Here is a 26,634-nt window from a genome sequence, read left to right on the forward strand (position 1 = left end):
GCCCGGGCCCGCATTGACCGGAGAGCATGGCTGCGAATGCGAGCACGCCGCGCATGCCCGATCCGACGACCGCTCACTGCGCACGGCCACCGCTACGAACAGCGGCAGATTCATGTTACGCATCGCACGCGCTGCCATCACAGCTCGCTGGCGATCTGTGTCAGCGCAACGCGATGCGGTTGCCGCGTCCGGCCAGGCATGCATGCCCACGTGCGCGACGGAATCGGGGCACCGACCACGCGCCTGAGCAATCAAGACATCGCCAGCACCACACATGCAAACGGCCCGGAAAACCGGGCCGTCCGTGCAACCACTCGCGCAGACCGACAGGATCAGGCGACGAACAGCGCCTTCATCTTCTTCAGCGCATTCGCTTCGATCTGGCGGATACGCTCGGCCGACACGCCGTATTCGTCTGCCAGTTCCTGCAGCGTCACCTTGGAATCGGAATCCAGCCAACGGCGCTTGACGATGTCGCGCGAGCGCGCGTCCAGGCCAGCCATGCCTTCGCGCAGCAGCTGCAGCTGGTTGTCTTCGCTGTCGTGACGCTCGTATGCCTGCGAAGGATCTTCTTCATTGGCGACCAGGTAGCTCACCGGCGACGGCGGGCCGTGATCGTCGTCTTCGTCCGACGACGCGTCGAAACCGATATCGCGACCGGACAGGCGCGACTCCATCTCCATCACTTCACGCTCGGAGACGTTCAAGTCCTTGGCAACTGCAGTCACTTCCGACGCATTGAGCCAGCCCAGACGGGTCTTGGACTTGCGCAGGTTGAAGAACAGCTTGCGCTGCGCCTTGGTCGTGGCGACCTTGACGATGCGCCAGTTCTTCAGGATGAACTCGTGCATCTCGGCACGGATCCAGTGCACCGCAAAGCTGACCAGGCGCACACCCATGTCCGGGTCGAAACGCTTGACCGCCTTCATCAGGCCGATATTGCCTTCCTGGATCAGGTCGCCCAGCGGCAGGCCGTAGCCGTTGTAGCCGCGGGCCACGTGCACCACGAAACGCAGGTGGGAATGGACCAGTTCGCGCGCCGCGTCCAGATCCAGCTCGTCGCGGAAGCGACGGGCCAGATCCTGCTCCTCATCGACCGACAGCACCGGGATCTGGTGCACGGCACCGATGTAGGCGTCCAGCGAACCGAGCGCACTGGGAATCGGGAGATTGTTTGCCACGAGGGCAGTCGAAGTAGTCTGGTTCATAGGCACCATCTTAGCAGTCGAACTATTGGACTGCCGGGTACAGAAAGAGTTCCCAGCATTCCATTTATAGGACGTTCGGGCTTTTGGCATCACCGGTGTTCTACAGCCCGGCTCCCCAAACACGAGGCTTACCGTACCACCAAGCCCCTATGCAAACCGTGACAAACTGGTTGCGCAACAGGATGTCGGGAGCGTCGTTCAGGCGCCGGCGGAGGTGAGGTCCAGCGCGCTGAGTGGTGGCAGCGACCAATCGATCGGGCTCAGACCACGCCGCCGCAAATGGTCGTTGGTCTTTGAGAAATGCTGGCAGCCCAGGAAGCCGCGGTGCGCCGACAGCGGCGAAGGATGCGGCGCCTTCAAGACCCGGTGGCGCGCCTGGTCGATGACCTTGCCCTTTGACTGCGCATAGCTGCCCCACAGCAGGAACACCAGCCCTTCGCGCTCGCGGTTGAGGGTTTCCACCACATGATCGGTGAAGCCTTCCCACCCCTTGTTCTGGTGGGCCCCGGCGCGTCCCTGCTCCACCGTCAGCACCGCATTGAGCAGCAGCACGCCCTGGCGCGCCCAGGGCATCAGGTAGCCGTGATCCGGTCGCGCGATCCCCAGGTCGTCCTGGATCTCTTTATAGATATTGAGCAGCGACGGGGGCACCGGCACGCCGGGCAGTACCGAGAAGCACAGCCCATGCGCCTGACCTTCGCCGTGATACGGGTCCTGGCCCAGGATCACCACCTTGACCTGCTCGAACGGTGTCGCGTCGAAGGCGGCGAAGATCTGCGAGCCGGGCGGAAACACCCGCGCCCCGGCCGCCTTGCGCTGGCGCAGGAATGCCGACAGCTCCTGCATCTGCGGGCGCAGCAGCCAGTCGCCCACTCTTGCCTTCCACGACGGTTCCAGCTGGATGCGTGCTTCCCCTTCAGTCATAGCGTGACAGCCTGATCCTCCAGGCGTGCCAGGCGCAGCTGGAACAACACCTTGGTCACCAGCAGGCGCTCTTCGATCGGTTTTTGCACCAGATCGTTGGCACCGGCGCGCAGCAATTCGGACTGATTGCGCGGGTTGGTGTCACCGGTCATCACCAGCACCGGCAGGCGGCGCTTGCCGTAGGCGAAATCGATGCGGATACGCTCGACCACGTCGCGGCCGTTGAGCTCGCCCTTCAGCGTCACGTCGGTCAGCACCACGTCGATGCGGCGCTCGGTGCGGCCCAGCGATTCGGCGGTGAGCAGCGCAAAGGCATCTTCGGCGGTGAGCACGTGCACCACTTTCAGGCTCTGGCGTTCGAGCATGCGCTTGGTCGCCTCGGCCACCACGCGGCTGTCTTCGATGTAGAGCACGGTCGCGCCCACCACCGGCTCGGGCTGCACGTACCCACGGATGAAAGTCGCCAGGGCTTCATGGCCCAGCGCCTTGTCGAAATAATCGGTGACGTACTCGGTGAAACGGCGCTCCACCAGATGCTGCTGCGCATCGCCGGAGACCACGATCACCGGCACATAGGCCTGCCCGGCGGTTTCGCGCACGCTGCGCGCCAGGGTCAGGCCGTCGCCATCGGGCAGCGACAGCGAGGTGGTGACCAGATCCACCGCGCCGGCTTCCAGCGCCTGACGCGCTTCGGCAATGTTGGAACAGCCGATCACCTGCACATTGGGCAGGTCGCGCTTGAGCACGTCGGCAATCAGCTTGCGCACCAACTTGGAGCCATCGACCACCATCACGCGCGGTGCGTCGCTGATCAGGTGTTTGAGATCTGGTGGATGCATGGCAGGCCTCAGGTCTCGGTAGGTCGGGTCTGGCGAAGGAAATGGCCGGTCACCAGCCAGGCACCCAACCAACCCAGGACTAAGGTGCCGACCAGCACCAGCGCAGAATGCAACAGATCCAGCCCGTGCAGGGTAAAAGAACTGCCGTAACTGTCGGCCAATGTCGCCAACGGCGCACGCAATGCCAGGCCGGAGGCGGCGATCAGAGCGAGCGCGACAGCACCGGCGCCGAGCCCGTACCACGCGCCCAGATACAAGAACGGGCGACGGATGAAGCCATCGCTGGCGCCGAGCAACTGCAGCACGCCGATTTCTTCGCGCCGCGACTGGATGTCCAGCCGCACGGTGTTGCCGACCACCAGCACCGCACCGATCCCGAGCAGGGCAGACAACACCTGGACCAGGCGCTCGCCGAAGTGCAACCAGCCATCCAGGCGCTTGCGCCACAGCGCGTCGTGCTGCACCTGATCGGTTTGCGGCAGCGCCTGTAGCGCACCGGCCAGCTGCGCGTCGTCGGTCGCGTCGGCGGGAGTGACGATCAACAAGGTGGGCAGCGGATTGTCGCCCAGCGCATCGGCCGCTTCATCGAGCTTGGCGCTCTCGCGCAGTTCGGCCAAACCCTGTTCGGGCGTGCGCAGCGTGACCTTGGCCACATCCGGGCGTGCACGCAGCTCGCCGGCCAGCGCCTGCGCCGCATCGGCAGCCACGTCGACCTTCAGGAACAGATTGATCTCGCGCGACTGCTGCACGCTGCCGGCCAGCAGCTTGACGTTGTCCAGCGCGATCGACAGCCCCAACGGCAGGGCCAGCGCCAGGGCCATCACCACGATGGTCAACAAGGTGGCCCACGGCTTGCGCATCGCACGGCCCAGGCTGAAGGCGATGCTGTGCAGGTGATGGTCGATCCACACGCCGAACCGCGACGGCGCGACAGTTTCGGTATTGGCGGGCTTGCTCATTCGGCCAGGTCCTGCGGCGAGATGTCGTCGACCAGGCGGCCGTGATCCAGGATCAGCACGCGCTTGCGCATCTGCTTGAGCAGCGCCAGGTCGTGGCTGACCACCAGCACGCTGGTGCCACGGGCCGGGAGTTCGGCGAACAACTGCATGATTTCCGCGGCCAGGGCGGGGTCGAGATTGCCGGTGGGCTCATCGGCCACCAGCAGCCGCGGTTCGCCGACGATGGCGCGCGCGATGCCAACGCGTTGCTGCTCGCCGGCAGACAATTGCGACGGCAGGGCTTTCTCGCGATGGGCCAGACCGATGCGCTCTAATGCCGAGCGCACGCGTTTGCCGATCTCGGCACGCCGGGTGCCGCGCAAGATCAGCGGCAAGGCCACGTTCTCGGCGATGCTGCGGTCGTTGAGCAGACGGTGGTCCTGATAGACCGCGCCCACCTGACGCCGATGCAGCGGAATCTGCCGGCCACGCACCTTGAGCAGGTTACGTTCGCCCAGCAGCACCGCGCCCTGACTCGGGCGTTCGCTGAGGTGGATCAGTTTGAGCAAGGTACTTTTGCCGGCGCCGGAGTGGCCGGTCACGAACAGCATCTCGCCATCGGCCACTTCGAAGCTGACATCGGTCAGCGCCTGGTGGCCACCGGCGTAGTGCTTGCTGACGTTGTCGAAACGCAGAACGGTCATTCAGCGATTATGCCGGAGCGCCAGTGCTTGCGTCGCATCGCCGATGCGCGGCGATGCGATCAGTGCCGCAAACGGTCAGTTGCCGGAGACCAGCGAACGCAGTCGGCGGCCGATCCGGCTGAGCAGCGACGGGCTGCCCGACGGCTTGGCGGCGGCACGCACCGGCTTGGCAACCACCTGGGTGGGCTTGCGCGGTGCGGCAGGTGCGGGAACCGGCGTGGATGCCACTGCCGGCTCGGCACCCTCGACCGGACGACCGTTACGACGACGCCGACGCTTGCGTGGTGCGCGCTCGGCATCGGCCACGCCCGCGGAAGGCGCCTGTGCCGCTGCTGCAGCCACCGGATGTTCGGTCGACGCCGCAGCTGCAGGCGCTTGGCCTTCCACCCGTGGCTTGCGACGCGGACGCGGCTTGCCATCGGCACCGGCGCCATCGCGGCGACCACCGCCACTGCCGCTGCGCGACCCGCCCGGGCCACCGCGCCCACCACCGCGACGCTGTTCTTCGGCGGCACGCTGCTCGCGCGCCTCGCGGAAGATCGTGCCCACGCTGTCACCAGCGTCCTCGTCGGCCTCTTCGCCTACCACCGGCACGCGTGGCGCGCGCGGCAGCGGCGTCAGCAATTCGGACGTCACCGGCTCGACCGGAATCTTCTGCTCGATGTAGGCCTCGATGTCCGGCAGGCTCATCGCATAGCGTTCGCAGGCGAAGCTGATCGCATCGCCTTCCTCGCCCAGACGCGCGGTGCGGCCGATGCGATGGACGTAGTCTTCGGCGTCGAATGGCAGGTCGTAGTTGTAGACGTATTTGACGCCGTCGATATGCAGACCGCGCGCGGCCACGTCGGTGGCGACCAGGATTTCGAGCTGGCCTTTCTGGAAGCGGTTGAGCAGCGACTCGCGCTTCTTCTGCGGCACATCGCCCGACAGCACGCCGACCCGGTAGCCATGCCGCTCCAGGGTGCGCGCCACGCGCTCCACGAAGGCCTTGGTGTTGACGAACACCATGGTGCGCGCGCCTTCGCTGCGCGACAGCAAGCCCAACAGTAGCGTCTGCTTCTCTTCGTCGGACGGAAAATAGATGCGCTGGCGCACCCGCGCGGCGGTGATGCTTTCGGTTTCGACGACGAGCTTCTCCGGCTCGTTCATGTGCTCGTAGGCCAGCTCCAGCACGCGGTGGCTGAGCGTGGCCGAGAACAACAACGTCTGCCGGGTACCGCGCTCGGGCATGCGCCGCAGCAGGAAGCGGATGTCCTTGATGAAGCCCAGGTCGAACATGCGGTCGGCTTCGTCCAGCACGCAGATCTCGCAGGCGTGCAGCGAGACCACCTTGTGCTGTTTGACGTAGTCGATCAGACGGCCCGGGGTGGCGATGATCACGTCCACGCCCTGCTGCAACAGCTCGCGCTGCTTGTCGTAATCCACCCCGCCATAGACCAGCGCAAAGCGCAGGCCAAGGTCGGCGCCGAACTTCACTGCGTCCTTGTGAATCTGGATCGCCAGCTCGCGGGTCGGCGCCAGGATCAGCGCGCGCGGGTCTTCCGGCTTGCGGTCGGCCAGGGCCGGGCGGATCAGCAGCCGATTCATCACCGCGACCAGAAACGCCAAGGTCTTGCCGGTACCGGTCTGGGCCTGGCCGGCGACATCGCCGCCCGGCAGCGCGACCGGCAAGGTCAGCGCCTGGATCGGGGTACAGCGGGTAAACCCGGCGCTCTCCAGCCCGGCGATCAAGGCCGGATGCAGGTCGAACGAGGAAAAGGTCACATCGGTCAGCGGTTTGTCGCTCATTATTCCGTCTTCGTGAGGCGCCCTGGGCAGCCCGGGCGCGGCTTGCATCGATGCCGACAGCGTCGCAAACTGCGACTGTTGTGGCGGACAGCGCGGCTTCAGGACTGACACTTGATTCAGTCGCGCAATGCCCCAGTTTAGCGCAATGTAGCGGCCTGCCCGTTCGGGTGGGCCGTTTTGGTTTCCAGGAGACCCAAGGTGAGCGATAAGGTTCAACATGTCGGCGATGCCGACTTCGACACAGCTGTACTGCAATCGGGCGAACCGGTTCTGGTGGATTTCTGGGCCGAGTGGTGCGGCCCGTGCAAGATGATCGCCCCGGTGCTGGACGATCTGGCCGACACCTATCAGGGCCGCCTCAAGGTTGCCAAGGTCAATGTGGACCAGAACCGTGCGCTGGCCATCAAGTACCACGTGCGCTCGATCCCGATGCTGTTGCTGTTCAAGGACGGGCAGGTGCAGGCGACCCAGATCGGTGCCGTCGGCAAGGGCCAGCTGACCCAGATGATCGACAAGACCCTGGGTGGCGCGGCCGCCTGAGCAAGCGGGCGTCCAGCAATGGGCGCCCGATGATGCGCCGGCAGTTAAATCGTGCCCGGCAAGACGCTTGCGCGGTAACGCGCGGCGGTGATAGTGTCAGTCGGTCCGGCACACGTTCGTGCGCCGCCGCACCCCTCTAGAACCTCTTCTAGACTCCCATCTACCACCAGTTCGCCCCCTAGTTGGGCGCTCGCACCTTAGCGAGGAATCACGCACTTGTCCGATCATCCTTCCTCCGATACCGGGAGCAGCGTCGACGCTCCCGTCGAGAAGCGCGTGCGCAAGCCGCGCGTGAGCAAGACCGCCGCCGCCACTGAAGAGGCTGGCGCACAGCAGCCCAACCTGCCCTTGCCCGCCAGTCCCGCACCCGAAGCACCCCGTGCCCCGCAGGCACCGTCGCGCGCTGCCGATCCGGCACCGGCGCAGACGTCCAGCGATGGCGCCCAGGCCGGTCAGGCGCCCAGCGCCAGCCACGGCAGCGACACCCACGGCGAGCCCCGCGAGGGCGGCCAGTCGCAGCAGCAGCGCTTCAATCAGGCGCAGCAACAGCAGAACCAGGGTCAAGGTCAGCAGCAGGGTCAGGCACAGGGCCAGAACCAGAACCAGAACGCCGGCCAGAATCAGCAAGGCCAGGGCGGTCAGGGTCAGGGACAAAACCAGCAAGGCCAGAACCAGCAGGGCAATCGCCGCGACCGGTTCCGCAACCGCCGCGACCGCGGCCCGCGCGACCGCTTCGGCAACGACAGCGGCATGCCCTCGTCCGACGGCAACAACGAGCCGTTCGTCGCGCGTCCGCATCCGGCCGTACCGGAAGGTTTTCCGGTGTATTCGCTGAGCGACCTCAAGCGCATGCCGGCGCAGAAGCTGCTGGATATCGCCGACCAGCTCAATATCCAGGAAGGCGTGGCGCGTGCGCGCAAGCAGGACGTGATCTTCGCCCTTCTGAAGGTGCTGACCCGTCATGGTGAAGGCGTTGCCGCCGACGGCGTGCTGGAAATCCTGCCCGACGGCTTCGGTTTCCTGCGTGCGGCAGAAGCCAGCTACCTGGCCGGCCCGGACGATACCTATATTTCGCCCAGCCAAATCCGCCGCTTCAACCTGCGTACCGGCGACCACCTCTCCGGCCGCATCCGCTTCCCGAAGGACGGCGAACGCTATTTCGCGCTGTCGATCGTCGACACCATCAATGGCGAGCCGCTGGAAGCGAGCAAGAACAAGGTCCTGTTCGAGAACCTGACCCCGCTGTTCCCGCGCCGCCGCTTCCGTCTGGAGCGTGGCGATGGCTCCACCGAGGACATCACCGGCCGCATCCTGGATCTGATGGCACCGCAGGGCAAGGGTCAGCGTGCGCTGATCGTCTCCCCGCCCAAGGCCGGTAAGACGATGATGATGCAGCAGGTGGCCACGGCCATCACCACCAATCACCCCGAAGTGCACATGATCGTGCTGCTCATCGACGAGCGCCCGGAAGAAGTGACCGAAATGCAGCGCACCGTGCGCGGCGAAGTCATCTCCTCCACGTTCGACGAGCCGGCTGCGCGTCACGTGCAGGTCGCCGAGATGGTGATCGAGCGGGCCAAGCGCCTGGTCGAGCACAAGAAGGACGTGGTGATCCTGCTGGACTCCATCACCCGCCTGGCGCGCGCCTACAACAACGTGGTGCCCAGCTCCGGCAAGGTGCTCACCGGCGGTGTGGACGCCAATGCGTTGCACCGCCCGAAGCGCTTCTTCGGCGCGGCGCGTAACGTGGAAGAAGGCGGCTCGCTGACCATCATCGCCACGGCGCTGGTGGAAACCGGCAGCAAGATGGACGAGGTGATCTACGAAGAGTTCAAGGGCACCGGCAACAGCGAAGTGCATCTGAACCGTCGCATCACCGAAAAGCGCGTGTACCCGGCGATCGACATCAACCGTTCGGGCACGCGTCGCGAAGATCTGCTGATCGAACCGGAGTTGCTGCAGAAGATCTGGATCCTGCGCAAGCTGCTGCACCCGATGGACGAAATCGCAGCAATGGAATTCCTGTTGGACAAGATGAAGACCACCAAGTCCAACGACGAGTTCTTCAGTTCGATGAAGCGCTGAGTTCAGTCGGTTTATCGAGACAAAAAAGCCCCGCATTGCGGGGCTTTTTTGTGGGCACGCTGCCGTACGTACAGCGACAACGAGCATCGACGATGCCCATTTCGGTGGACATTCGGCGGACTGGACGATGCCGAAGGACCCGTCAGGCGAGCCTGCGCGACTCCGCATATGGCGGGGTGTCGGGATAATCGTCTTCGCGAAGCCGGCTCTGCAGGTCGCGCCACCAGCGTGGGTCGAACAGTTCCGGGTGCTGGTGCTTGACCGCTTCCAGCTGCGAGGAGGGCAGGCCCATGAACAAGGCGAAGCGCTCGGGAAAGACGTCGCGCGGGCCGACATGGAACCAGGGTTCTGCGGCCATCTGTTCTTCGTAGGTAGTGGGCGTCGGCCAATCGCGGAAGTTGCATTCGGTGATCAGGCACAGCTCGTCATAGTCGTAGAACACCGCGCGCTGATGGCGGGTAATGCCGAAATTCTTCAGCAACATGTCGCCGGGAAAGATGTTGTTGCGCGCCATGTCCTTGATGGCCTGGCCGTAGTCCAGCGCTGCTGCATGCGCGGCTTCGGGCAATTGTTCGCGCAGGTACAAATTCAACGGGCGCAACCGGCGCTGCACATAGCACAGTGCGATCAGGACATCGTCGCCGTCTTCGCTCAGGCTCATCGCGCAGCTGGTCTGCAGCTCTTGCAGCAGCGTCGGCGAAAAACGCGCCTTGGGGAAACGCAGGAAGCGATACGGCTGTGCGTCGAGCAGGCGGCCGATGCGGTCGAGCTGGAAGACCAATTCGTACTTACCCTCCACCTGCGCGCGGCTCATGGTTTTGGGATACGCAAAGCGGTCGCGAATGAGTTTGAAGACCAGCGGATAACTGGGCAGCGTAAAGACCACCATGACCATGCCGGGGGTGCCATCGGCGTGCACCAGCTGTTCGGACGGATGTGCCTGAAAATGGCTGAAAAACGTGCGGTAACGCTCGGTCTTGCCCTGCTTGGCGCGACCCAGCATTGTGTATAGCTCATCGACCGGCTTATGGGTGAGCAGGCTGCGCAGGAACACCACCGCATCGCCGACAGTGGACAGGTCGGCTTGAAAATAGCTGCGCGAGTTGCTGAACAATTGCGCGACATCGCTGCGCCGGGTCAGCACCGCTTCGGCGCGCAGGCCGGCGGCGGCGTTGATCAGCGCGATCACGCATGGCGAAAAGCGATGTTCGCCGAACACGCGTCCGACCAGATACGCACGCCGCTCGCGATAGAACACCGTCTCCAGCAATTCCACGCTGCGCACCGGATGTTCGCCCCAATGCGCAAGGTCGTCCAGCAGACGCACCGCAATGGCAGCCGCGCAACGGGTGCGGTGCGCATACGGCACGGCGAACGCGTAGTCGCCCAGCACCCGCACCAGCATGTCGGTCAAGCGGCCGGGCGAGACGGCGTAGGTGTGGCGCGCAACCGGCACGGTGATGGCGTCGGTCGGTTCGATATCCAGGGCGATGAATTCGATGTCGGCATCGACGCCGTGGGTACCGAAGTAGCGCCGGGTCAGGGTATTGTAGAACGTCTTGTACAGCTCCTGATCGATCAACCCGCTCAGCAACGCAGCGTAATGATCGCGCGCACGCATCCATAGCGCGCGGTCGTGCGCCTGACCCAGCAGTACTGCGCGCAGACGCAACATGCATTCGGCGATGTAGTGGTCGTAAAGCGCGATGCGCGCCACTGCGTCTTCGCGCGCGCCGCTCCAGTCGCGTGTTTCGAACCGCTGTTTGGCGCGCGCGGTGATTTCGGAAAAGCGCGCGTGATAGTCCTCGAACGCTTCGTACACGGCCTGGGCGATCGCCAGCGCGCGGCGCTCGGATTGTGGAGGCAACGATGGATGGTTCATGGCGGCAGTGTCCCGGAGCGTTTGCGGCGGCGCGCGGCCAATGGCGTGGCGGTCGCCTGCTGCGCATGCGCGGCGTGTTCGCGCGCCTGGCCCTGTAGCCAGGTGCGAAACGCGAGAAACCCGCCATGGGTGCTGGAACGCGGCGGATACACCAGGTAATGCGACCAACTGGTCTTGAGCCGTTGCGTGGACAACGCCACCAGCTGGCCGGACGCCAGCAACAGACGCGCACGCGTCACGCGCCCCAGTGCAACGCCGACGCCATCCAGGGCGGCACGATGGTGTGCCTCCGATTCGTCGAGCACGGCGACATAGCGTCGCGGCACATCGCCGCCGAACGCCGCAAACCAGCGCGACCAGGCGTCATCCGGGTCGCCCAGCAATGGCCACTGATGCAATGGTGGCGCCTCCACGCCGCCCATGCGGGCGATCAGGGCCGGGCTAGCCATGGGCACCAGCCATTCGTCGAACAAGGGCTCGGCGATGACGCCAGGCCATTGCCCGGCGCCGATACGCATGGCGGCATCCACTTGCTGCTGGCGTTCGAAATCCACCAGTCGCTCGCTCGACAGCAGGTTGATTTCGATGGTGGGATGAATTGCCAGAAATTCGCCCAGGCGCGGCACCAGCCAGGCCGATGCCATCGACGGCGTGAGACTCAGCGTCAGGGTGTCTTCGCGACGCGCACCGAAGGGCTCGAACGCCTCGGCGATGGCGTCCAGATGCGATGCGGTCGAGCAGTTGCTGGCCCTGCGGCGTGGCGGTGACGCCGCGCGCATGCCGTTGCAGCAGCGGATATCCCAGCCGTTGTTCGAGCGCGCGCATCTGATGACTAAGTGCGCTGACGGTCAGATGCATCGCGCCAGCAGCGCGCGACAGGTTGCCCAGGCGTACCGCGCTGACGAAGCCTTGCAATGCGTGAAGCGGCGGACGCGACATGGCCAACCCTTGAATGGAATTCAATACTCACTTGTAAAAGCCTCGCTTTTACGTCCCCTAGCCTGCGCCTACTGTGGATTCCACTCAAGTGGAGGTGGGTCATGCGCATCTTTAGCGAACTGTTGTTTCAGCACGGCCACATTGCCGATGTGGCGCTGGCCCAGCGTCTGGCGGAACCGGACACGGCAGTGGAGGCGATGCAACGGCACACCTCAATGGAATCGCTTGGATCTGCCGTGCCGCCACAGCCAAACGTGCAGACGATGACTGATCGGCCTACCCGGCGCGAGCGACGCATGGCGCGGCTCAGCCGACGCCTGCTGCGTGGCGTGACGGCATTATCGCCGTTTCGCTGAAACGACAAGGCCCGTCTCTTGCGAGACGGGCCTTGCAGACGACATGTGCAGAGACAGCAGGCGGCGCGGCGACTCAGGCCTTGAGCGTGGCCAGGATGTCGTTGAAGGTCTTGCTGGGGCGCATCGCCTCGCTGACCTTGGCCAGGTCGGGATGGTAGTAACCGCCAATTTCCACCGGCTTGCCCTGCGCGCCGTTGAGCTCGGCCACGATCGTGGCTTCGTTCTCGGTCAGGGCCTTGGCCAGCGGCGCGAACTTGGCCTGCAAAGCCGTGTCTTCGGTCTGCGCGGCCAGGGCCTGTGCCCAGTACATCGCCAGATAGAAGTGGCTGCCGCGGTTGTCGAGCTCGCCGACCTTGCGCGCGGGCGACTTGTTGTTGTCCAGGAACTGACCGTTGGCGACATCCAGCGCCTTGGCCAGCACGGTGGCCGACGGGTTGTCGTAACGGTTGCCCAGGTGCTCGAGCGAGGCGGCCAGGGCCAGGAATTCACCCAGCGAATCCCAGCGCAGGCAGTTCTCTTCGACGAACTGCTGCACATGCTTGGGCGCCGAACCACCGGCACCGGTTTCGAACAGGCCGCCGCCGGCCATCAGCGGCACGATGGACAGCATCTTGGCACTGGTGCCCAGCTCCATGATCGGGAACAGGTCGGTGAGGTAGTCGCGCAGCACATTGCCGGTGACCGAGATGGTGTCCTGACCCTTGCGGATGCGCTCCAGCGAGAACGTGGTCGCTTCCACTGGCGGCAGGATGCGGATATCCAGGCCGTTGGTGTCGTGATCCTTCAGATACTGCTCGACCTTGGCGATCACCTGCGCATCGTGCGCGCGCGCCTTGTCCAGCCAGAACACGGCCGGCGTATCGCTCAGGCGGGCGCGCTCCACGGCCAGCTTCACCCAGTCCTGGATCGGCGCGTCCTTGACCTGGCACATGCGCCACAGATCGCCGGCTTCCACTGCGTGCTCGAACACCGTCTTGCCGTTGCCATCGGTGACCTTGACGGTGCCGGCGCCGGACATCTGGAAGGTCTTGTCGTGCGAGCCATATTCCTCGGCCTTCTGCGCCATCAACCCCACGTTGGGCACCGAGCCCATGGTGGACGGATCGAACGCGCCGTGCGCCTTGCAGTCGTCGATCACCGCCTGATACACGCCCGCGTAGCAACGATCCGGAATCACCGCCTTGGTGTCCTGCAACTTGCCTTGCGCGTTCCACATCTGGCCGGAGTCGCGAATCATCGCCGGCATCGAGGCATCGACGATCACGTCGCTGGGCACATGCAGGTTGGTGATGCCCTTGTCCGAATTGACCATCGCCAGGCCGGGGCGTTGTGCGTATTCGGCCTGGATATCGGCGGTGATCTGCGCCTGCTGCTCTTCCGGCAGGCTGCCGATGCGCGCGTACAAATCGCCGATGCCGTTGTTGGGATCGAAGCCGACCGACTTGAGCGCATCGGCATGCTTGCTCAGCGTGTCCTTGTAGAACTCGCCGACCACCACACCGAATAGCACCGGATCGGAGACCTTCATCATGGTGGCTTTCAAATGCACCGAGAACAGCACGTCGCGGGCCTTGGCATCGGCAATCTGCGCATCGATGAAGCTGGCCAGCGCGCGCTTGCTCAACACCGCAGCGTCGACGATTTCGCCGGCTTTGACCGCCACCTTGTCTTTCAGCACGGTGCTGCTGCCATCGGCACCGACGAATTCGATCTTCAGCGTGCCGGCGTCGGCCAGGGTGGTGGACTGCTCGCTACCGAAGAAATCGCCGGACTCCATGTGCGACACGTGCGACTTGGAATCGCTGCTCCACTTGCCCATGCGGTGCGGGTGCTTACGCGCATAGTTCTTCACCGACAGCGGTGCGCGACGATCGGAATTGCCCTCGCGCAGCACCGGATTCACCGCGCTACCCTTGACCTTGTCGTAGCGCGCCTTGATGTCTTTTTCCGCAGCATCCTTGGGCTCGTCCGGATAGGCCGGCAGTACATAGCCCTGGCCTTGCAGCTCCTTGATCGCGGCCTTGAGCTGCGGCACCGAGGCGCTGATGTTGGGCAGCTTGATGATGTTGGCCTCCGGCGTGGTGGCCAGCTCACCCAGTTCGGCCAGGTCGTCGGCGATCTTCTGCGTGTCGCTCAAATGCTCGGGAAACAGCGCCAGAATGCGCCCGGCCAGCGAGATATCGCGCGTTTGGACCACGATGCCGGCGGTATCGGTGTAGGCATCGATGATCGGCAGCAGCGACTGCGTGGCCAGGTAGGGTGCTTCGTCGGTGAGCGTGTACAGGATCTTCGGTGTCTTCGACATGAGGTGCGATGGCTCTTGTGGTCGGGAGGAGCGCCGGCATTCACGGACGATGGCAGTGGTGCGCGCGACGGGGTCGTTGATGGCACACCGGTCAGCCAGCGCATTGGACGCGGCGATGGATCAGCATGGCATTGTCGCGTCTGAGCCGCGCCCGGGTAAAGCGACCACAGGCGGATGCTTCGTCCCGTCGCCAAGGCAATCGACATGGATGCAGCTGTAACAAATGCGATGCAACAAAAAGGCGCGACTTGATCGGTCGCGCCCTGCTTGCATGGCTTAGTGCAATATCGAGCCACCAGCTGACGGGAGCAGCGGCGACGCACGGCCAATGCCGTACATCGCCAATGTCGCCCAGCCTTACTTGACCGTGATGGTCTGCGGATTACCTGCGGGCTTGCCGTCCACCATGACCTGCGCGGTGTAGGTGCCGGCCGGCCAGCCATCGGGCTTGCTGAAGCTCAGGTTGGTGGTTTCGGCACCGGTGGTGTTCAACGTCGCGCTCTGTTCGCCAGCCACCTGGCCATCCTGATAGGTCAGCTTCGCCGACACGGCCACGTTGCTCGCGCTGCCGTCCGTCTTGACCGAGACGATGATGGTGTCTTTGCTGCCGACACTGGTCGCCGGAGTCACCGTCTTGTCGGCTGCGGCCTGGGTGCCTACGGCCACGTTGGACACCGTCACCGCGCTACTCGGCGCAGCACCGCCATCGGTGCTGGCCGAACCGGTTGCGCTGCCCTGGGCTGCCTGATCGCTCGCCGGCGGGGTGGCGGCCGGGCCGGGCATCGCTTCGGTCGCGGCACCGGAAGTGGGGTCTTTGGAAACGCTGTCGTCGTCGGCCTTCTTGCTACAGCCAGACACTGCCAGGACGCCGGCCAAGGCCAGGGCTAAGCTGCTCGAAACAGAGGTAGTACGCATAAATCGATTCTCCGGTAGCCAGAACACCTGCAGTCGCAGTGTTCGATTGGTTTCTGGGTTTGTTGAATGACGTTGCCGCCAGCGACTGGAAGCCGACCTGCCGTTACGATTTTGCAGGCAGGCGCAGCACCTGACCGGGAAAGATCTTGTCCGGGTCCTGCAGCGTTTCGCGGTTGGCTTCGAAAATACGTGGCCACAGGTTGCCGTCGCCCAGATGGCGCTTGGCAATACTGGAGAGGCTGTCGCCGGTCTGGACGGTCACCGATTCTTCAACGAGCTGCGCGGTGCTTTGCACACTGGTGCGCACGTTGGAAAAATCGGGCGCAGGGGTCACCTCGGCGGTGCTGTCGACCGATGAGGTGACGTTGGAGAAATCTGCCTTCTTGTCGACACTCATTGCTGCAATCCCTGTGCATCGCGGTGTCAGCAGGGTGCGCGAGGCGCTGTTAAGCATGGATCGCGCCGCCGTGAAGCCCGCGCGATCCTGCATGAGCGCGACCTACTGACGCAGGTCGCGGAAGATCGACAGCGGCGTCGGGACACTGGCCGAGCTGCGCAGCGGATTGATGTCCAGGCCGCCACGACGTGTGTAGCGCGCTTCCACCACCAGCCACTGCGGCGCGCACTGTGTCAGCACGTCGTTGAAGATGCGCTCGACGCATTGCTCATGAAACTCGGCGTGGTCGCGGAAACTCACCAGATAACGCAGCAATCCCTCGCGATCGATCGGTGCGCCGCGGTAACGCAAGGTGACGCTGGCCCAGTCCGGCTGGCCAGTCACCGGGCAATTGGATTTGAGCAAGGCCGAGGTCAGCACCTCTTCCACCACTGGCTGCGCATGCGCGCAGAGATAGGCCGCGTTGGGCGGGCCGTACTCGTCGATGCTGACATCCAGTGCGTCGATCGAGTCGCCCTCGCCGACCGCATCGATCGGCGGCAGGCCGAACTCCACCGCCACATCGGCACCGGCGCGCGTGGACAGGTCGGTCGCAATGCGCGTGCGCACCGCTTCGGCGCTGTTGAAGCGGGTGGCGTTGAGCGAGTTGAGATACAGCTTGAGCGACTTGGATTCGATCAGCGACGGCGAATCGCAGGGCACATGCAAGGTGGCCGTGGCCACGCAGGGCTTGCCTTGTGCATCGAGCCAGCTGAGTTCGTAGGCATGCCAGCGATCGCGACCGATAAACGGCAACTCACCAGTCAGCCCGATCGCCTCGCGCCCGGCCGCACGCGGAATCGGAAACAGCAACGACGGGTCGTAGCCGCTCGGATAGGCGACCTCACGACCGAGGGTGGAATCTTCTGGGGTATTCATGTCGCCATTTTAGGCCGCACGGGCTGGCCGTGAGGTGTATGGCGACGCGTGAAAGAGAGCGAATCGAAAACCGGAAGATCGCCGCTCCAGAATCAAGCCACCGGCCCAACCAGCGAAAGCGAGAATCGCCCAGCCACGGACGATTCCCGATTCCCCATTCCCCATTCACCCCTGCTGCAGATAATCCAGCGACACCTGCAACAGCGCGCGCAAGCCCACATCCAGCGACGACTCGTCCAGCAGGAACTGCGGCGAATGGTTGCTGGGTGCGGTGGCCGGGTCGATACCCTTGGCGGTGGAGCCGACGAAGAAGAACATCGACGGCACCTGCTGGGCGTAGAACGAGAAATCTTCCGCGCCCATCTGCAACGGCGGTTCGTACACATTGTCGGCACCCACCACGGCCTGCAGGCTGGGCAGCATCCTGGCCGTCAGTGCGGGGTCGTTGACAGTGGCAGGATTGCCCGGCTGATCCGGCACCTGCGCCTGGACCTTGGCCCCATGCGCGGCGGCGGTGTGTTCGGCCACGTTCTTGAGATCGGCAAAGATCTGCTGGCGCATGCCCTCGTCGAAGGTGCGGATGGTGCCGACCATTTCCACATCGTCGGGGATGATGTTGTAGCGGATGCCGCCCTTGATCGCGCCGAAGCTGAGCACCGCCGGCTGCTTGGACAGGTTGGCGCGGCGGCTGATCACCGTTTGCGCGGCGCCGATCATGTCGGCGCTGGCCACGATCGGGTCGATGCCGTTCCACGGCGCCGAGCCACGGGTCTGGCGGCCGATCATCTTGATCGCGAAGCGGTCCGAGGCCGCCATCAGCGGGCCGCTGCGCACCGCGATCTTGCCGGCCTGCACGCTGGAGAACACATGCAGGCCGAACACCGCCTGCGGCTTGAAGTCGGCAAACAGGCCTTCCTTGAGCATCAGCGAGGCGCCGCCCTCTTCGTTGCCTGGGGCGCCTTCTTCGGAGGGCTGGAAGATCAGCATCACTTCGCCGGGCAACTGCTCGCGCATGCCCACCAGCGCTTCGGCGACGCCGAGCAGGATGGCGGTGTGCGCATCGTGGCCGCAGGCATGCATCACCCCGACCTGCTCGCCGCGGTATTCGGCGGTGGCCTTGGAGGCGAACGGCAGCCCGGTCTGCTCTGTCACCGGCAGCGCGTCCATGTCCGCACGCAGTGCGATCTTCGGCCCCGGCTTGGCGCCCTTGATGATGGCCACCACGCCGTGATGGGCAATGCCGGTGCGCGGCTTGAGGCCCAGCTTGCGCAGCTGCGCGGCCACGGTGGCGGCAGTGCGCTCCTCGCGGTTGGACAACTCCGGGTGCTGGTGGAAGTCGCGGCGCCATTGCACCACCTTGGCCTGCAGCGGGGCGGCAGCGGCCTGAACGTCGGGCCGCTGCGCAGTCTGCGCGGTGGCGAGCATGGGCAGGGCGAGCAGCGCGCTGGTCAGCAAGCGGGAGGGGCGCATCGGCAATCCTCGAAAGATGGTTGCCTAATGTAGTGCAGGCGCGTGCCGGATGGGCTGTAGTGGGGCCCGATTCAGCCCGGCGGTCAACCGCGGTAGCCGTGGCGCGTTGCCGCTGCAGTGCAAGTGTGACCGTTGCGGTCGTTTCGCCGGCCGAGCCGTTACTTCAGTAACGCTCAATTGGGAGAGCGCAACGATATGCTTTGCACAGCCGCCCCACGGTCGCATCCACGCGTCCGGCCCGCCCCTCAGGAGTTGTCGCATGTCGCGTTTTTGGAAGATCACACTGCTGGTTGTCGCGGTGCTCGTCGTGGTGTTCGTCGCAGTGCGGATGATGGGTGGGGGCAATCACGGCAAGCGCGCAGGCGCGCCGGACGGCAATGACCCGGACAACAGCGGCCCGGTACCGGTGACGGTGGTGGCGGCCACCACGCAGGACGTTCCGGTCTATGCCAGCGCGCTGGGTACGGTCACCGCGCTCAATACGGTCACGGTCAGCCCGCAGGTGGGCGGCCAGTTGATGAGCCTGAATTTCAAGGAAGGCCAGGAAGTGAAGAAGGGCGATCTGCTGGCGCAGATCGATCCACGCACGCTGCAGGCCAGCTACGACCAGGCACTGGCCGCCAAACGCCAGAACCAGGCGCTGTTGGCGACCTCTCTGCTGGCGCAGATCGATCCACGCACGCTGCAGGCCAGCTACGACCAGGCACTGGCCGCCAAACGCCAGAACCAGGCGCTGTTGGCGACCTCGCGGGTGAATTACCAGCGTTCCAACGACCCGGCCTACAAGCAATACGTCTCGCGCACGGATCTGGACACCCAACGCAACCAGGTTGCCCAGTACGAGGCCGCGGTTGCGGCCAACGACGCGCAGATGCGCTCGGCGCAGGTGCAATTGCAGTTCACCCGCGTCACTGCGCCGATCGACGGCATCGCCGGCATCCGTGGCGTGGACGTGGGCAACATCGTCACCAGCAGCTCCACGATCGTCACCCTGACCCAGATCCGCCCGATCTACGTGTCTTTCAACCTGCCCGAGCGTGAGTTGCAGGCAGTGCGTACCGGTCAAACGGCGGCGCCGCTGGCCGTAGCGGCACTGGATCGCGGCGATGCGCATGTGATCAGCAGCGACGGCAAGCTGGATGTGATCGACAACCGCATCTCCGCCGACAGCGGCACCTTCGGCGCACGCGCGATCTTCAACAACACCGACAACGCGCTATGGCCGGGCCAGTTCGTCAATGTGCGCCTGCAGCTGCGCACCATCGCCGGCGGCACCGTGGTGCCGTCCCAGTCGGTGCAGCGCGGCCCTGACGGCGATTACGTATACGTGGTGGGCAGCGACAACACCGCACAGATGCGCACCGTGGTACAGGGCGTGGAAGTGGACGACAGCCATGTGCAGATCACCAAGGGCCTCAAGCCCGGCGAGCGTGTGGTGACCGAAGGCCAGTTCCGCCTGAAACCGGGCAGCAAGGTCAGCGCGCTCAAGCCGGGCGAGACGCCGCCGGAACCGACCGAGGCCGAACTCAAGGCCGCCAAGGACAAACAGAGCCGTGGTGGTGGCCCCGGCGGCCGTCGTGGCGGCGGTCCGCGCTAACTCTCGACCACCGGCGACGGAACTTCCGTCGCCGATGTGCGCCGGCGCTGCATGCGCCGGCTTCGCCTGACGTCTTCAGCAAGGACACCCCCCGTGGGCTTTTCGACCATCTTCATCCGCCGCCCGATCGCCACTTCGTTGTTGATGGCCGGCGTCCTGCTGCTGGGCATCCTGGGCTACCGTCAATTGCCGGTCTCGGCATTGCCGGAAATCGACGCGCCCAGCCTGGTCGTCACCACCCAGTATCCCGGCGCCAATGCGACCACCATGGCCTCGCTGGTCACCACGCCGCTGGAGCGCCAGTTCGGGCAGATCTCCGGCCTGCAGATGATGACCTCCGATTCGTCGGCGGGCCTGTCCACCATCATTCTGCAGTTCTCGATGGAGCGCGATATCGATATCGCCTCGCAGGATGTGCAGGCGGCGATCCGCCAGGCCACCCTGCCCTCTTCGCTGCCGTACCAGCCGGTCTATAACCGGGTCAATCCGGCCGATGCGGCGATTCTCACGCTCAAGCTCACCTCCGATTCGCTGCCGCTGCGCGAGGTCAACCGCTATGCCGATGCGATCCTGGCCCAGCGCCTGTCGCAGGTGCCGGGCGTGGGCCTGGTGTCGATCGCCGGCAACGTGCGCCCTGCGGTGCGCATCCAGGTCAACCCGGCGCAGCTATCGAACATGGGCCTGACCATGGAGTCGCTGCGCAGCGCGCTGACCCAGACCAACGTCAGTGCGCCCAAGGGCTCGCTCAACGGCAAGACCCAGTCCTACAGCATCGGCACCAACGACCAGCTCACCGACGCGGCGCAGTACCGCGAGACCATCATCAGCTACAAGGACGGCCGCCCGGTGCGGCTGGCGGACGTGGCCAACGTGGTCGATGGGGTGGAGAACGACCAGCTGGCCGCCTGGGCCGACGGCAAGCAGGCGGTGCTGCTGGAGATCCGCCGCCAGCCCGGCGCCAACATAGTGCAGACGGTGGAGCAGATCCGCAACATCCTGCCGCAGCTACGCTCGGTGTTGCCGGCCGATGTGCATCTGGAGGTGTTCTCCGACCGCACCGAAACCATTCGCGCCTCGGTGCACGAGGTGAAGTTCACCCTGGTGCTGACCATCGCGCTGGTGGTGGCAGTGATCTTCGTGTTCCTGCGCCGGCTGTGGGCGACCATCATCCCCTCGGTGGCGGTGCCGCTGTCGCTGGCCGGCACCTTCGGGGTGATGGCCTTCGCCGGCATGTCGCTGGATAACCTCTCCTTGATGGCGCTGGTGGTGGCCACCGGGTTCGTGGTCGACGATGCGATCGTGATGATCGAGAACATCGTGCGCTACATCGAGCAGGGCAAGAGCGGGCCGGAAGCGGCCGAGATCGGCGCCAAACAGATCGGCTTCACCGTGTTGTCGCTGACCGTGTCGCTGGTGGCGGTGTTCCTGCCGCTGCTGCTGATGCCGGGCGTCACTGGGCGGCTATTCCACGAGTTTGCGTGGGTGCTGTCGATTGCGGTGGTCATCTCGATGCTGGTGTCGCTGACGTTGACGCCGATGATGTGCGCCTACCTGCTCAAGCCCGATGCATTGCCCGAAGGCGAAGACGCGCACGAGCGCGCAACCGCCGCCGGCAAGACCAACCTGTGGACGCGGACCGTGGGCGCCTATGAGCGCAGCCTGGACTGGGTGCTTGCCCACCAGCCGCTGACCCTGGCCGTGGCGATCGGTGCGGTGGCGTTGACGGTGGTGCTGTATGTGGCCATTCCCAAGGGCTTGCTGCCCGAGCAGGACACCGGCCTGATCACCGGTGTGGTGCAGGCCGACCAGAATGTGGCGTTTCCGCAGATGGAGCAACGCACCCAGGCGGTGGCCGCCGCGTTGCGCAAGGACCCGGCGGTGACCGGCGTGGCCGCCTTCATCGGCGCCGGCACCATGAACCCCACGCTCAACCAGGGCCAGCTGTCGATCGTGCTGAAGACGCGCGGCGAGCGCGAGGGCCTGGACGAAGTACTGCCGCGCCTGCAGAAGGCGGTGGCCGGCATTCCGGGCGTGGCCTTGTTCCTCAAGCCGGTGCAGGACGTCACCCTGGACACGCGCGTGGCCGCCACCGAATACCAGTATTCGATCTCGGACGTGGACAGCAGCGAGCTGGCCACCTGGGCCGGGCGCATGACCGAATCGATGCGCAAACTGCCCGAGCTGGCGGATGTGGACAACAACCTGGCCAACCAGGGGCGTGCACTGGAACTGAGCATCGACCGCGACAAGGCCAGCATGCTCGGCGTGCCGATGCAGACCATCGACGACACGCTGTACGACTCCTTCGGCCAGCGCCAGATCTCCACCATCTTCACCGAGCTCAATCAGTACCGCGTCGTGCTGGAAGTAGCGCCGGAATTCCGCACCAGCACCGCCCTGATGAACCAGCTGGCCGTGGCCAGCAACGGAAGCGGCGCGCTCACCGGCACCAACGCCACCAGCTTCGGCCAGGTCACCTCATCCAACTCGTCCACCGCCACCGGCGTGGGCGCGCAGAACACCGGCATCGTGGTCGGTGCCGGCAGCATCATTCCGCTGGCCGCGCTGGCCGAAGCCAAGGTCACCAACACACCGTTGGTGGTGAGCCACCAGCAACAGCTGCCGGCCGTCACCATCTCGTTCAACCTGGCGCCGGGGCATTCGTTGTCGCAGGCGGTGGCGGCGATCGAGAAGGCACGCGAAGAACTCAAGATGCCGACCCAGGTGCATGCGCAGTTCGTCGGAAAAGCTGCCGAATTCACTGGCAGCCAGACCGATATCGTGTGGCTGCTGCTGGCCTCGATCGTGGTGATCTACATCGTGCTGGGCGTGTTGTACGAGAGCTATATCCACCCGTTGACCATCATCTCCACGCTGCCGCCGGCCGGTGTCGGTGCGTTGCTGGCGCTGATGCTGTGCGGGCTGAGCCTGTCGGTGGACGGCATCGTTGGCATCGTGCTGCTGATCGGCATCGTCAAGAAGAACGCCATCATGATGATCGACTTCGCCATCGACGCACGCCGCGAAGGGGCAAGCGCGCACGATGCGATCCGGCGCGCCTGCCTGCTGCGCTTCCGCCCGATCATGATGACCACCGCCGCGGCCATGCTGGGCGCGTTGCCGCTGGCGCTGGGCACCGGCATCGGCTCGGAACTGCGCCGCCCGCTGGGCATTGCGATCGTCGGCGGCCTGCTGCTGTCGCAGCTGGTCACGCTGTACACCACCCCGGTGATCTATCTGTACATGGAACGCGCCGGCGAGCGCCTGCGCGCATGGCGTGCGCGCCGCGCAGCGCGCCATGACGGCGCAACCCCGGCATCCACCTCGGAGCGATCGGCATGACGACTGCTGACGTCTTCGCTGATCGCTCTGCCTGCCCACGGCATCGCCTGCCCACACGCACGCGTGGAGGCCGCGCTGGCTGTTGCCTTTACCAATTCCCGAATCCCGATTCCCGATTCCCGATTCCCGGCACCACACCCATGAACATCTCCGCGCCCTTCATCAAGCGCCCGATCGGCACCTCGCTGCTGGCGATCGGTTTGTTCGTGATCGGATTGATGTGCTACCTGCGGCTGGGTGTGGCGGCGCTGCCGAACATCCAGATTCCGATCATCTTCGTGCACGCCACCCAATCCGGTGCCGACGCCAGCACCATGGCCTCCACCGTCACCGCGCCGCTGGAACGTCACCTGGGCCAGTTGCCCGGGATCGACCGCATGCGCTCGTCCAGCTCGGAGAGCAGCAGCCTGGTCGTACTGGTGTTCCAGAGCAGCCGCAACATCGATTCGGCCGCGCAGGACATCCAGACCGCGATCAACGCATCGCAATCGGACCTGCCCTCCGGGCTCGGAACGCCGATGTACTCCAAGGCCAACCCGAACGACGACCCGGTGATTGCCATCGCGTTGACCTCGGAGACGCAATCGGCCGATGAGCTCTACAACGTGGCCGATTCGCTGCTGGCGCAGCGGCTGCGCCAGATCACCGGCATCAGCTCGGTGGACATTGCCGGGGCATCCACCCCGGCAGTACGCGTGGACGTGGACCTGCGCGCACTCAATGCACTGGGCCTGACACCGGACGATCTGCGCAATGCGGTGCGCGCGGCCAATGTGACTTCGCCGACCGGATTCCTGTCCGACGGCAACACCACCATGGCCATCATCTCCAACGATTCGGTGTCCAAAGCCGCCGATTTTGCGCAGTTGGCGATCTCCACCCAGTCCAACGGGCGCATCGTGCGCCTGGGCGATGTGGCCACCGTTTACGACGGCCAGCAGGATGCCTATCAAGCCGCCTGGTTCGACGGCAAACCGGCGGTGGTGATGTACGCCTTCACCCGCGCCGGCGCCAACATCGTCGAAACCGTCGACCAGGTGAAGGCGCAGATTCCCGAACTGCGTAGCTATCTGCAGCCCGGCACCACGCTCACGCCCTACTTCGACCGCACACCCACCATTCGCGCCTCGCTGCACGAGGTGCAGGCCACGCTGATGATCAGCCTGGCGATGGTGATCCTGACCATGGCGCTGTTCCTGCGCCGGCTGGCGCCCACCCTGATCGCCGCTGTCACCGTGCCGCTGTCGCTGGCCGGCTCGGCGCTGGTGATGTACGTGCTCGGCTTCACCTTGAACAACCTCAGCCTGCTGGCGTTGGTCATTGCGATTGGCTTCGTGGTCGACGATGCGATCGTGGTGATCGAAAACGTCATGCGCCATCTGGACGAAGGCATGTCGCGCCTGGACGCGGCGTTGGCCGGTGCGCGCGAGATCGGGTTCACCATCGTCTCCATCACCGCCTCGCTGGTGGCGGTGTTCATCCCGATGCTGTTCGCCAGCGGCATGATCGGTGCGTTTTTCCGCGAGTTCACCGTGACGTTGGTGGCGGCGATCGTGGTGTCGATGCTGGTGTCGCTGACCTTGACGCCGGCGCTGTGCAGCCGTTTCCTGTCGCCGCACGCCGAGCCTGAAAAACCCGGCCGTTTCGGCGCCTGGCTGGACCGCATGCATGAACGCATGCTGCGCGTGTACACGGTGGCGCTGGATTTCTCGCTGCGCCACGCCCTCCTGCTGTCGTTGACGCCGTTGTTGCTGATCGCCGCCACCCTCTTCCTGGGCAGTGCGGTCAAGAAGGGCTCGTTCCCCGCGCAGGACACCGGCCTGATCTGGGGCCGCGCCAATTCCAGCGCCACGGTGTCGTTCGCCGACATGGTCAGCCGCCAGCGCCGCATCACCGACATGCTGATGGCCGACCCGGCGGTGAAAACCGTCGGCGCACGCCTGGGCTCCGGCCGTCAGGGCTCCAGCGCATCGTTCAATATCGAGCTCAAGAAGCGCGATGAGGGCCGTCGCGACACCACCGCCGAAGTGGTCGCGCGCCTGAGCGCCAAGGCCGACCGTTATCCGGACCTGGATCTGCGCCTGCGGGCGATCCAGGACCTGCCCAGCGACGGCGGCGGCGGCACCAGCCAGGGCGCGCAATACCGCGTGTCGCTGCAGGGCAACGATCTGGCGCAGCTGCAGGAATGGCTTCCCAAACTGCAGGCTGCGCTGAAAAAGAACCCGCACCTGCGCGATGTCGGTACCGACGTGGATACCGCCGGCCTGCGCCAGAACATCGTGATCGACCGCGCCAAGGCGGCGCGCCTGGGCATCTCGGTGGGCGCCATCGATGGGGCGCTGTATGGCGCGTTCGGCCAGCGCTCCATTTCCACCATCTATTCCGATCTCAATCAGTACAGCGTGGTGGTCAATGCATTGCCGTCGCAGACCGCCACCCCCAAGGCGCTGGATCAGATCTTCGTGCCCAACCGTGCCGGCCAGATGGTGCCGATCACCGCGGTCGCCACCCAGGTACCGGGCCTGGCGCCGCCGCAAATCATCCACGAAAACCAGTACACCACGATGGATCTGAGCTACAACCTGGCGCCGGGCGTCAGCACGGGCGAGGCGGATCTGATCATCAAATCCACCGTGGAGGGCCTGCGCATGCCCGACGGCATCCGCCTCAGTGGCGACGACAGCTTCAACGTGCAGCTCAGTCCCAATTCGATGGGCATCCTGCTGCTGGCCGCGGTGCTCACCGTCTACATCGTGCTGGGCATGCTCTACGAGAGCCTGATGCATCCGGTGACCATCCTGTCCACCTTGCCGGCCGCCGGCGTGGGCGCGCTGCTGGCGTTGTTCATCACCAACACCGAACTGTCGGTGATCTCGATGATCGCGCTGGTGCTGCTGATCGGCATCGTCAAGAAAAACGCCATCATGATGATCGATTTCGCGCTGGTGGCGCAGCGCGTGCATGGCATGGATGCGCGCGCAGCCGCACGCGAGGCTTCGATCGTGCGCTTCCGCCCGATCATGATGACCACGATGGTGGCGATCCTGTCCGCCGTGCCGCTGGCGGTGGGCCTGGGCGAGGGCTCGGAGCTGCGTCGCCCGCTGGGTATCGCGATGATCGGCGGGCTGGTGTTCTCGCAGAGCCTGACCCTGCTCAGCACCCCGGCGCTATACGTGATCTTCTCGTGCCTGAGCGAGCGCTGGAAGGCGCGTCGCGCCCGCGCGCGCGCGCGCCGTGCAGAACGCGCAGCGGCGCGTCGCCCGGCCGCCCAAGCGCACTGAGGTTTCGCAAGCATCGGCCGCATTGCCGGGCAGTGCGGCCTGTTGGAGCAGCTGGCAAAGATCGCGCTCAGCACTCGGTGGGCGCGGCCGGTGATCGGAATCGGCATGTGCCGGCGCGTACACGCCATTGCGGTGTGCCACCCGCGCCTGACAACTGATCGCCATTGTTTCGGCTGCTCTCGGTGCATTCAGGGCCGACAATGCGG

General features: G+C 65.1%; 18 protein-coding genes and 1 pseudogene. 6 read left to right on the plus strand and 13 right to left on the minus strand.

From position 1 onward, the window contains the following. Window positions 1-332: 332 nt before the first annotated feature. The 6 genes from rpoH to rhlB form a co-directional block, all read right to left on the minus strand. Window positions 333-1,208, minus strand: coding sequence for an RNA polymerase sigma factor RpoH (rpoH, locus tag J7367_RS12505; protein WP_005911428.1), 876 nt, complete (start codon window positions 1,206-1,208; stop codon window positions 333-335). Window positions 1,209-1,406: 198 nt separating this feature from the next. Next, window positions 1,407-2,132: a uracil-DNA glycosylase gene (gene ung, locus J7367_RS12510; protein ID WP_007966625.1), complete on the minus strand. Its 726-nt coding sequence runs from the start codon at window positions 2,130-2,132 to the stop codon at window positions 1,407-1,409. After that, window positions 2,129-2,971: a response regulator gene (locus J7367_RS12515; RefSeq protein ID WP_005927293.1), complete on the minus strand. Its 843-nt coding sequence runs from the start codon at window positions 2,969-2,971 to the stop codon at window positions 2,129-2,131. The genes ung and J7367_RS12515 overlap by 4 nt, the downstream gene beginning before the upstream one ends. 8 nt (window positions 2,972-2,979) lie before the next feature. Further along, window positions 2,980-3,930 (minus strand): permease-like cell division protein FtsX, encoded by a 951-nt coding sequence (ftsX, locus tag J7367_RS12520; RefSeq protein WP_007966623.1) that lies wholly within the window; start codon window positions 3,928-3,930, stop codon window positions 2,980-2,982. Next, window positions 3,927-4,613: a cell division ATP-binding protein FtsE gene (gene ftsE / locus J7367_RS12525; RefSeq protein WP_003484499.1), complete on the minus strand. Its 687-nt coding sequence runs from the start codon at window positions 4,611-4,613 to the stop codon at window positions 3,927-3,929. The genes ftsX and ftsE overlap by 4 nt, the downstream gene beginning before the upstream one ends. A 75-nt stretch (window positions 4,614-4,688) precedes the next feature. Continuing rightward, the gene (gene rhlB, locus J7367_RS12530) at window positions 4,689-6,401 is read right to left on the minus strand and encodes an ATP-dependent RNA helicase RhlB (protein WP_057658611.1); all 1,713 of its coding nucleotides are present in this window, start codon (window positions 6,399-6,401) and stop codon (window positions 4,689-4,691) included. Between the two features lie 198 nt (window positions 6,402-6,599). On the opposite strand from rhlB, the gene trxA reads away from it, so the two are divergent. Further along, window positions 6,600-6,941 (plus strand): thioredoxin TrxA, encoded by a 342-nt coding sequence (gene trxA / locus J7367_RS12535; RefSeq protein ID WP_005923050.1) that lies wholly within the window; start codon window positions 6,600-6,602, stop codon window positions 6,939-6,941. Window positions 6,942-7,157: 216 nt separating this feature from the next. After that, window positions 7,158-9,026 (plus strand): transcription termination factor Rho, encoded by a 1,869-nt coding sequence (gene rho, locus J7367_RS12540; protein ID WP_057658613.1) that lies wholly within the window; start codon window positions 7,158-7,160, stop codon window positions 9,024-9,026. A 142-nt stretch (window positions 9,027-9,168) separates the two neighbouring features. On the opposite strand, the gene aceK is transcribed toward rho, so the two are convergent. Together aceK and J7367_RS12550 are read right to left on the minus strand one after the other, a co-directional pair. Continuing rightward, window positions 9,169-10,908, minus strand: coding sequence for a bifunctional isocitrate dehydrogenase kinase/phosphatase (aceK, locus tag J7367_RS12545; protein ID WP_057658615.1), 1,740 nt, complete (start codon window positions 10,906-10,908; stop codon window positions 9,169-9,171). Further along, a pseudogene (locus tag J7367_RS12550) lies at window positions 10,905-11,847 on the minus strand (LysR substrate-binding domain-containing protein). Before J7367_RS12550 ends, aceK begins: the two are co-directional and overlap by 4 nt. Window positions 11,848-11,948: 101 nt before the next feature. Between J7367_RS12550 and J7367_RS12555 the strand changes: the two are divergent. Next, a complete protein-coding gene (locus J7367_RS12555) occupies window positions 11,949-12,203 on the plus strand; it encodes a hypothetical protein (protein WP_022560147.1) in 255 nt (84 codons plus the stop codon). Window positions 12,204-12,276: 73 nt separating this feature from the next. Here J7367_RS12555 and J7367_RS12560 read toward each other — a convergent pair whose 3' ends face one another. The 5 genes from J7367_RS12560 to J7367_RS12580 all read right to left on the minus strand — a co-directional run bounded on the left by J7367_RS12560 (window position 12,277) and on the right by J7367_RS12580 (window position 18,208). Next, window positions 12,277-14,508 carry an NADP-dependent isocitrate dehydrogenase gene (locus tag J7367_RS12560; protein ID WP_057658617.1) on the minus strand — a complete coding sequence of 744 codons (2,232 nt, stop codon included), beginning with the start codon at window positions 14,506-14,508 and terminating at the stop codon, window positions 12,277-12,279. Window positions 14,509-14,865: 357 nt separating this feature from the next. Next, a complete protein-coding gene (locus tag J7367_RS12565) occupies window positions 14,866-15,423 on the minus strand; it encodes a hypothetical protein (RefSeq protein ID WP_057658619.1) in 558 nt (185 codons plus the stop codon). 103 nt (window positions 15,424-15,526) lie between these two features. Next, on the minus strand, window positions 15,527-15,820 hold the full coding sequence (locus J7367_RS12570; protein WP_042805478.1) for a LysM peptidoglycan-binding domain-containing protein: 294 nt from the start codon (window positions 15,818-15,820) through the stop codon (window positions 15,527-15,529). Between the two features lie 102 nt (window positions 15,821-15,922). Continuing rightward, a complete protein-coding gene (queF, locus tag J7367_RS12575; RefSeq protein ID WP_057658629.1) occupies window positions 15,923-16,738 on the minus strand; it encodes an NADPH-dependent 7-cyano-7-deazaguanine reductase QueF in 816 nt (271 codons plus the stop codon). Between the two features lie 165 nt (window positions 16,739-16,903). Continuing rightward, a complete protein-coding gene (locus tag J7367_RS12580) occupies window positions 16,904-18,208 on the minus strand; it encodes a M20 family metallopeptidase (RefSeq protein WP_057658630.1) in 1,305 nt (434 codons plus the stop codon). Window positions 18,209-18,467: 259 nt separating this feature from the next. Here J7367_RS12580 and J7367_RS12585 point away from each other — a divergent pair, with 259 nt between their 5' ends. The 3 genes from J7367_RS12585 (at window position 18,468) to J7367_RS12595 (ending at window position 26,428) form a co-directional block, all read left to right on the plus strand. Then, complete coding sequence (locus J7367_RS12585; protein WP_209028934.1) at window positions 18,468-19,805, plus strand: efflux RND transporter periplasmic adaptor subunit; 1,338 nt, start codon at window positions 18,468-18,470, stop codon at window positions 19,803-19,805. A gap of 93 nt (window positions 19,806-19,898) precedes the next feature. After that, a complete protein-coding gene (locus J7367_RS12590) occupies window positions 19,899-23,147 on the plus strand; it encodes an efflux RND transporter permease subunit (protein WP_057658636.1) in 3,249 nt (1,082 codons plus the stop codon). A gap of 140 nt (window positions 23,148-23,287) precedes the next feature. Further along, window positions 23,288-26,428 (plus strand): efflux RND transporter permease subunit, encoded by a 3,141-nt coding sequence (locus tag J7367_RS12595; protein WP_057658638.1) that lies wholly within the window; start codon window positions 23,288-23,290, stop codon window positions 26,426-26,428. Window positions 26,429-26,634 lie beyond the last annotated feature (206 nt).

It is taken from the genome of Xanthomonas sp. D-36-1, from assembly GCF_017746155.1.
GTDB lineage: Bacteria > Pseudomonadota > Gammaproteobacteria > Xanthomonadales > Xanthomonadaceae > Xanthomonas > Xanthomonas cissicola.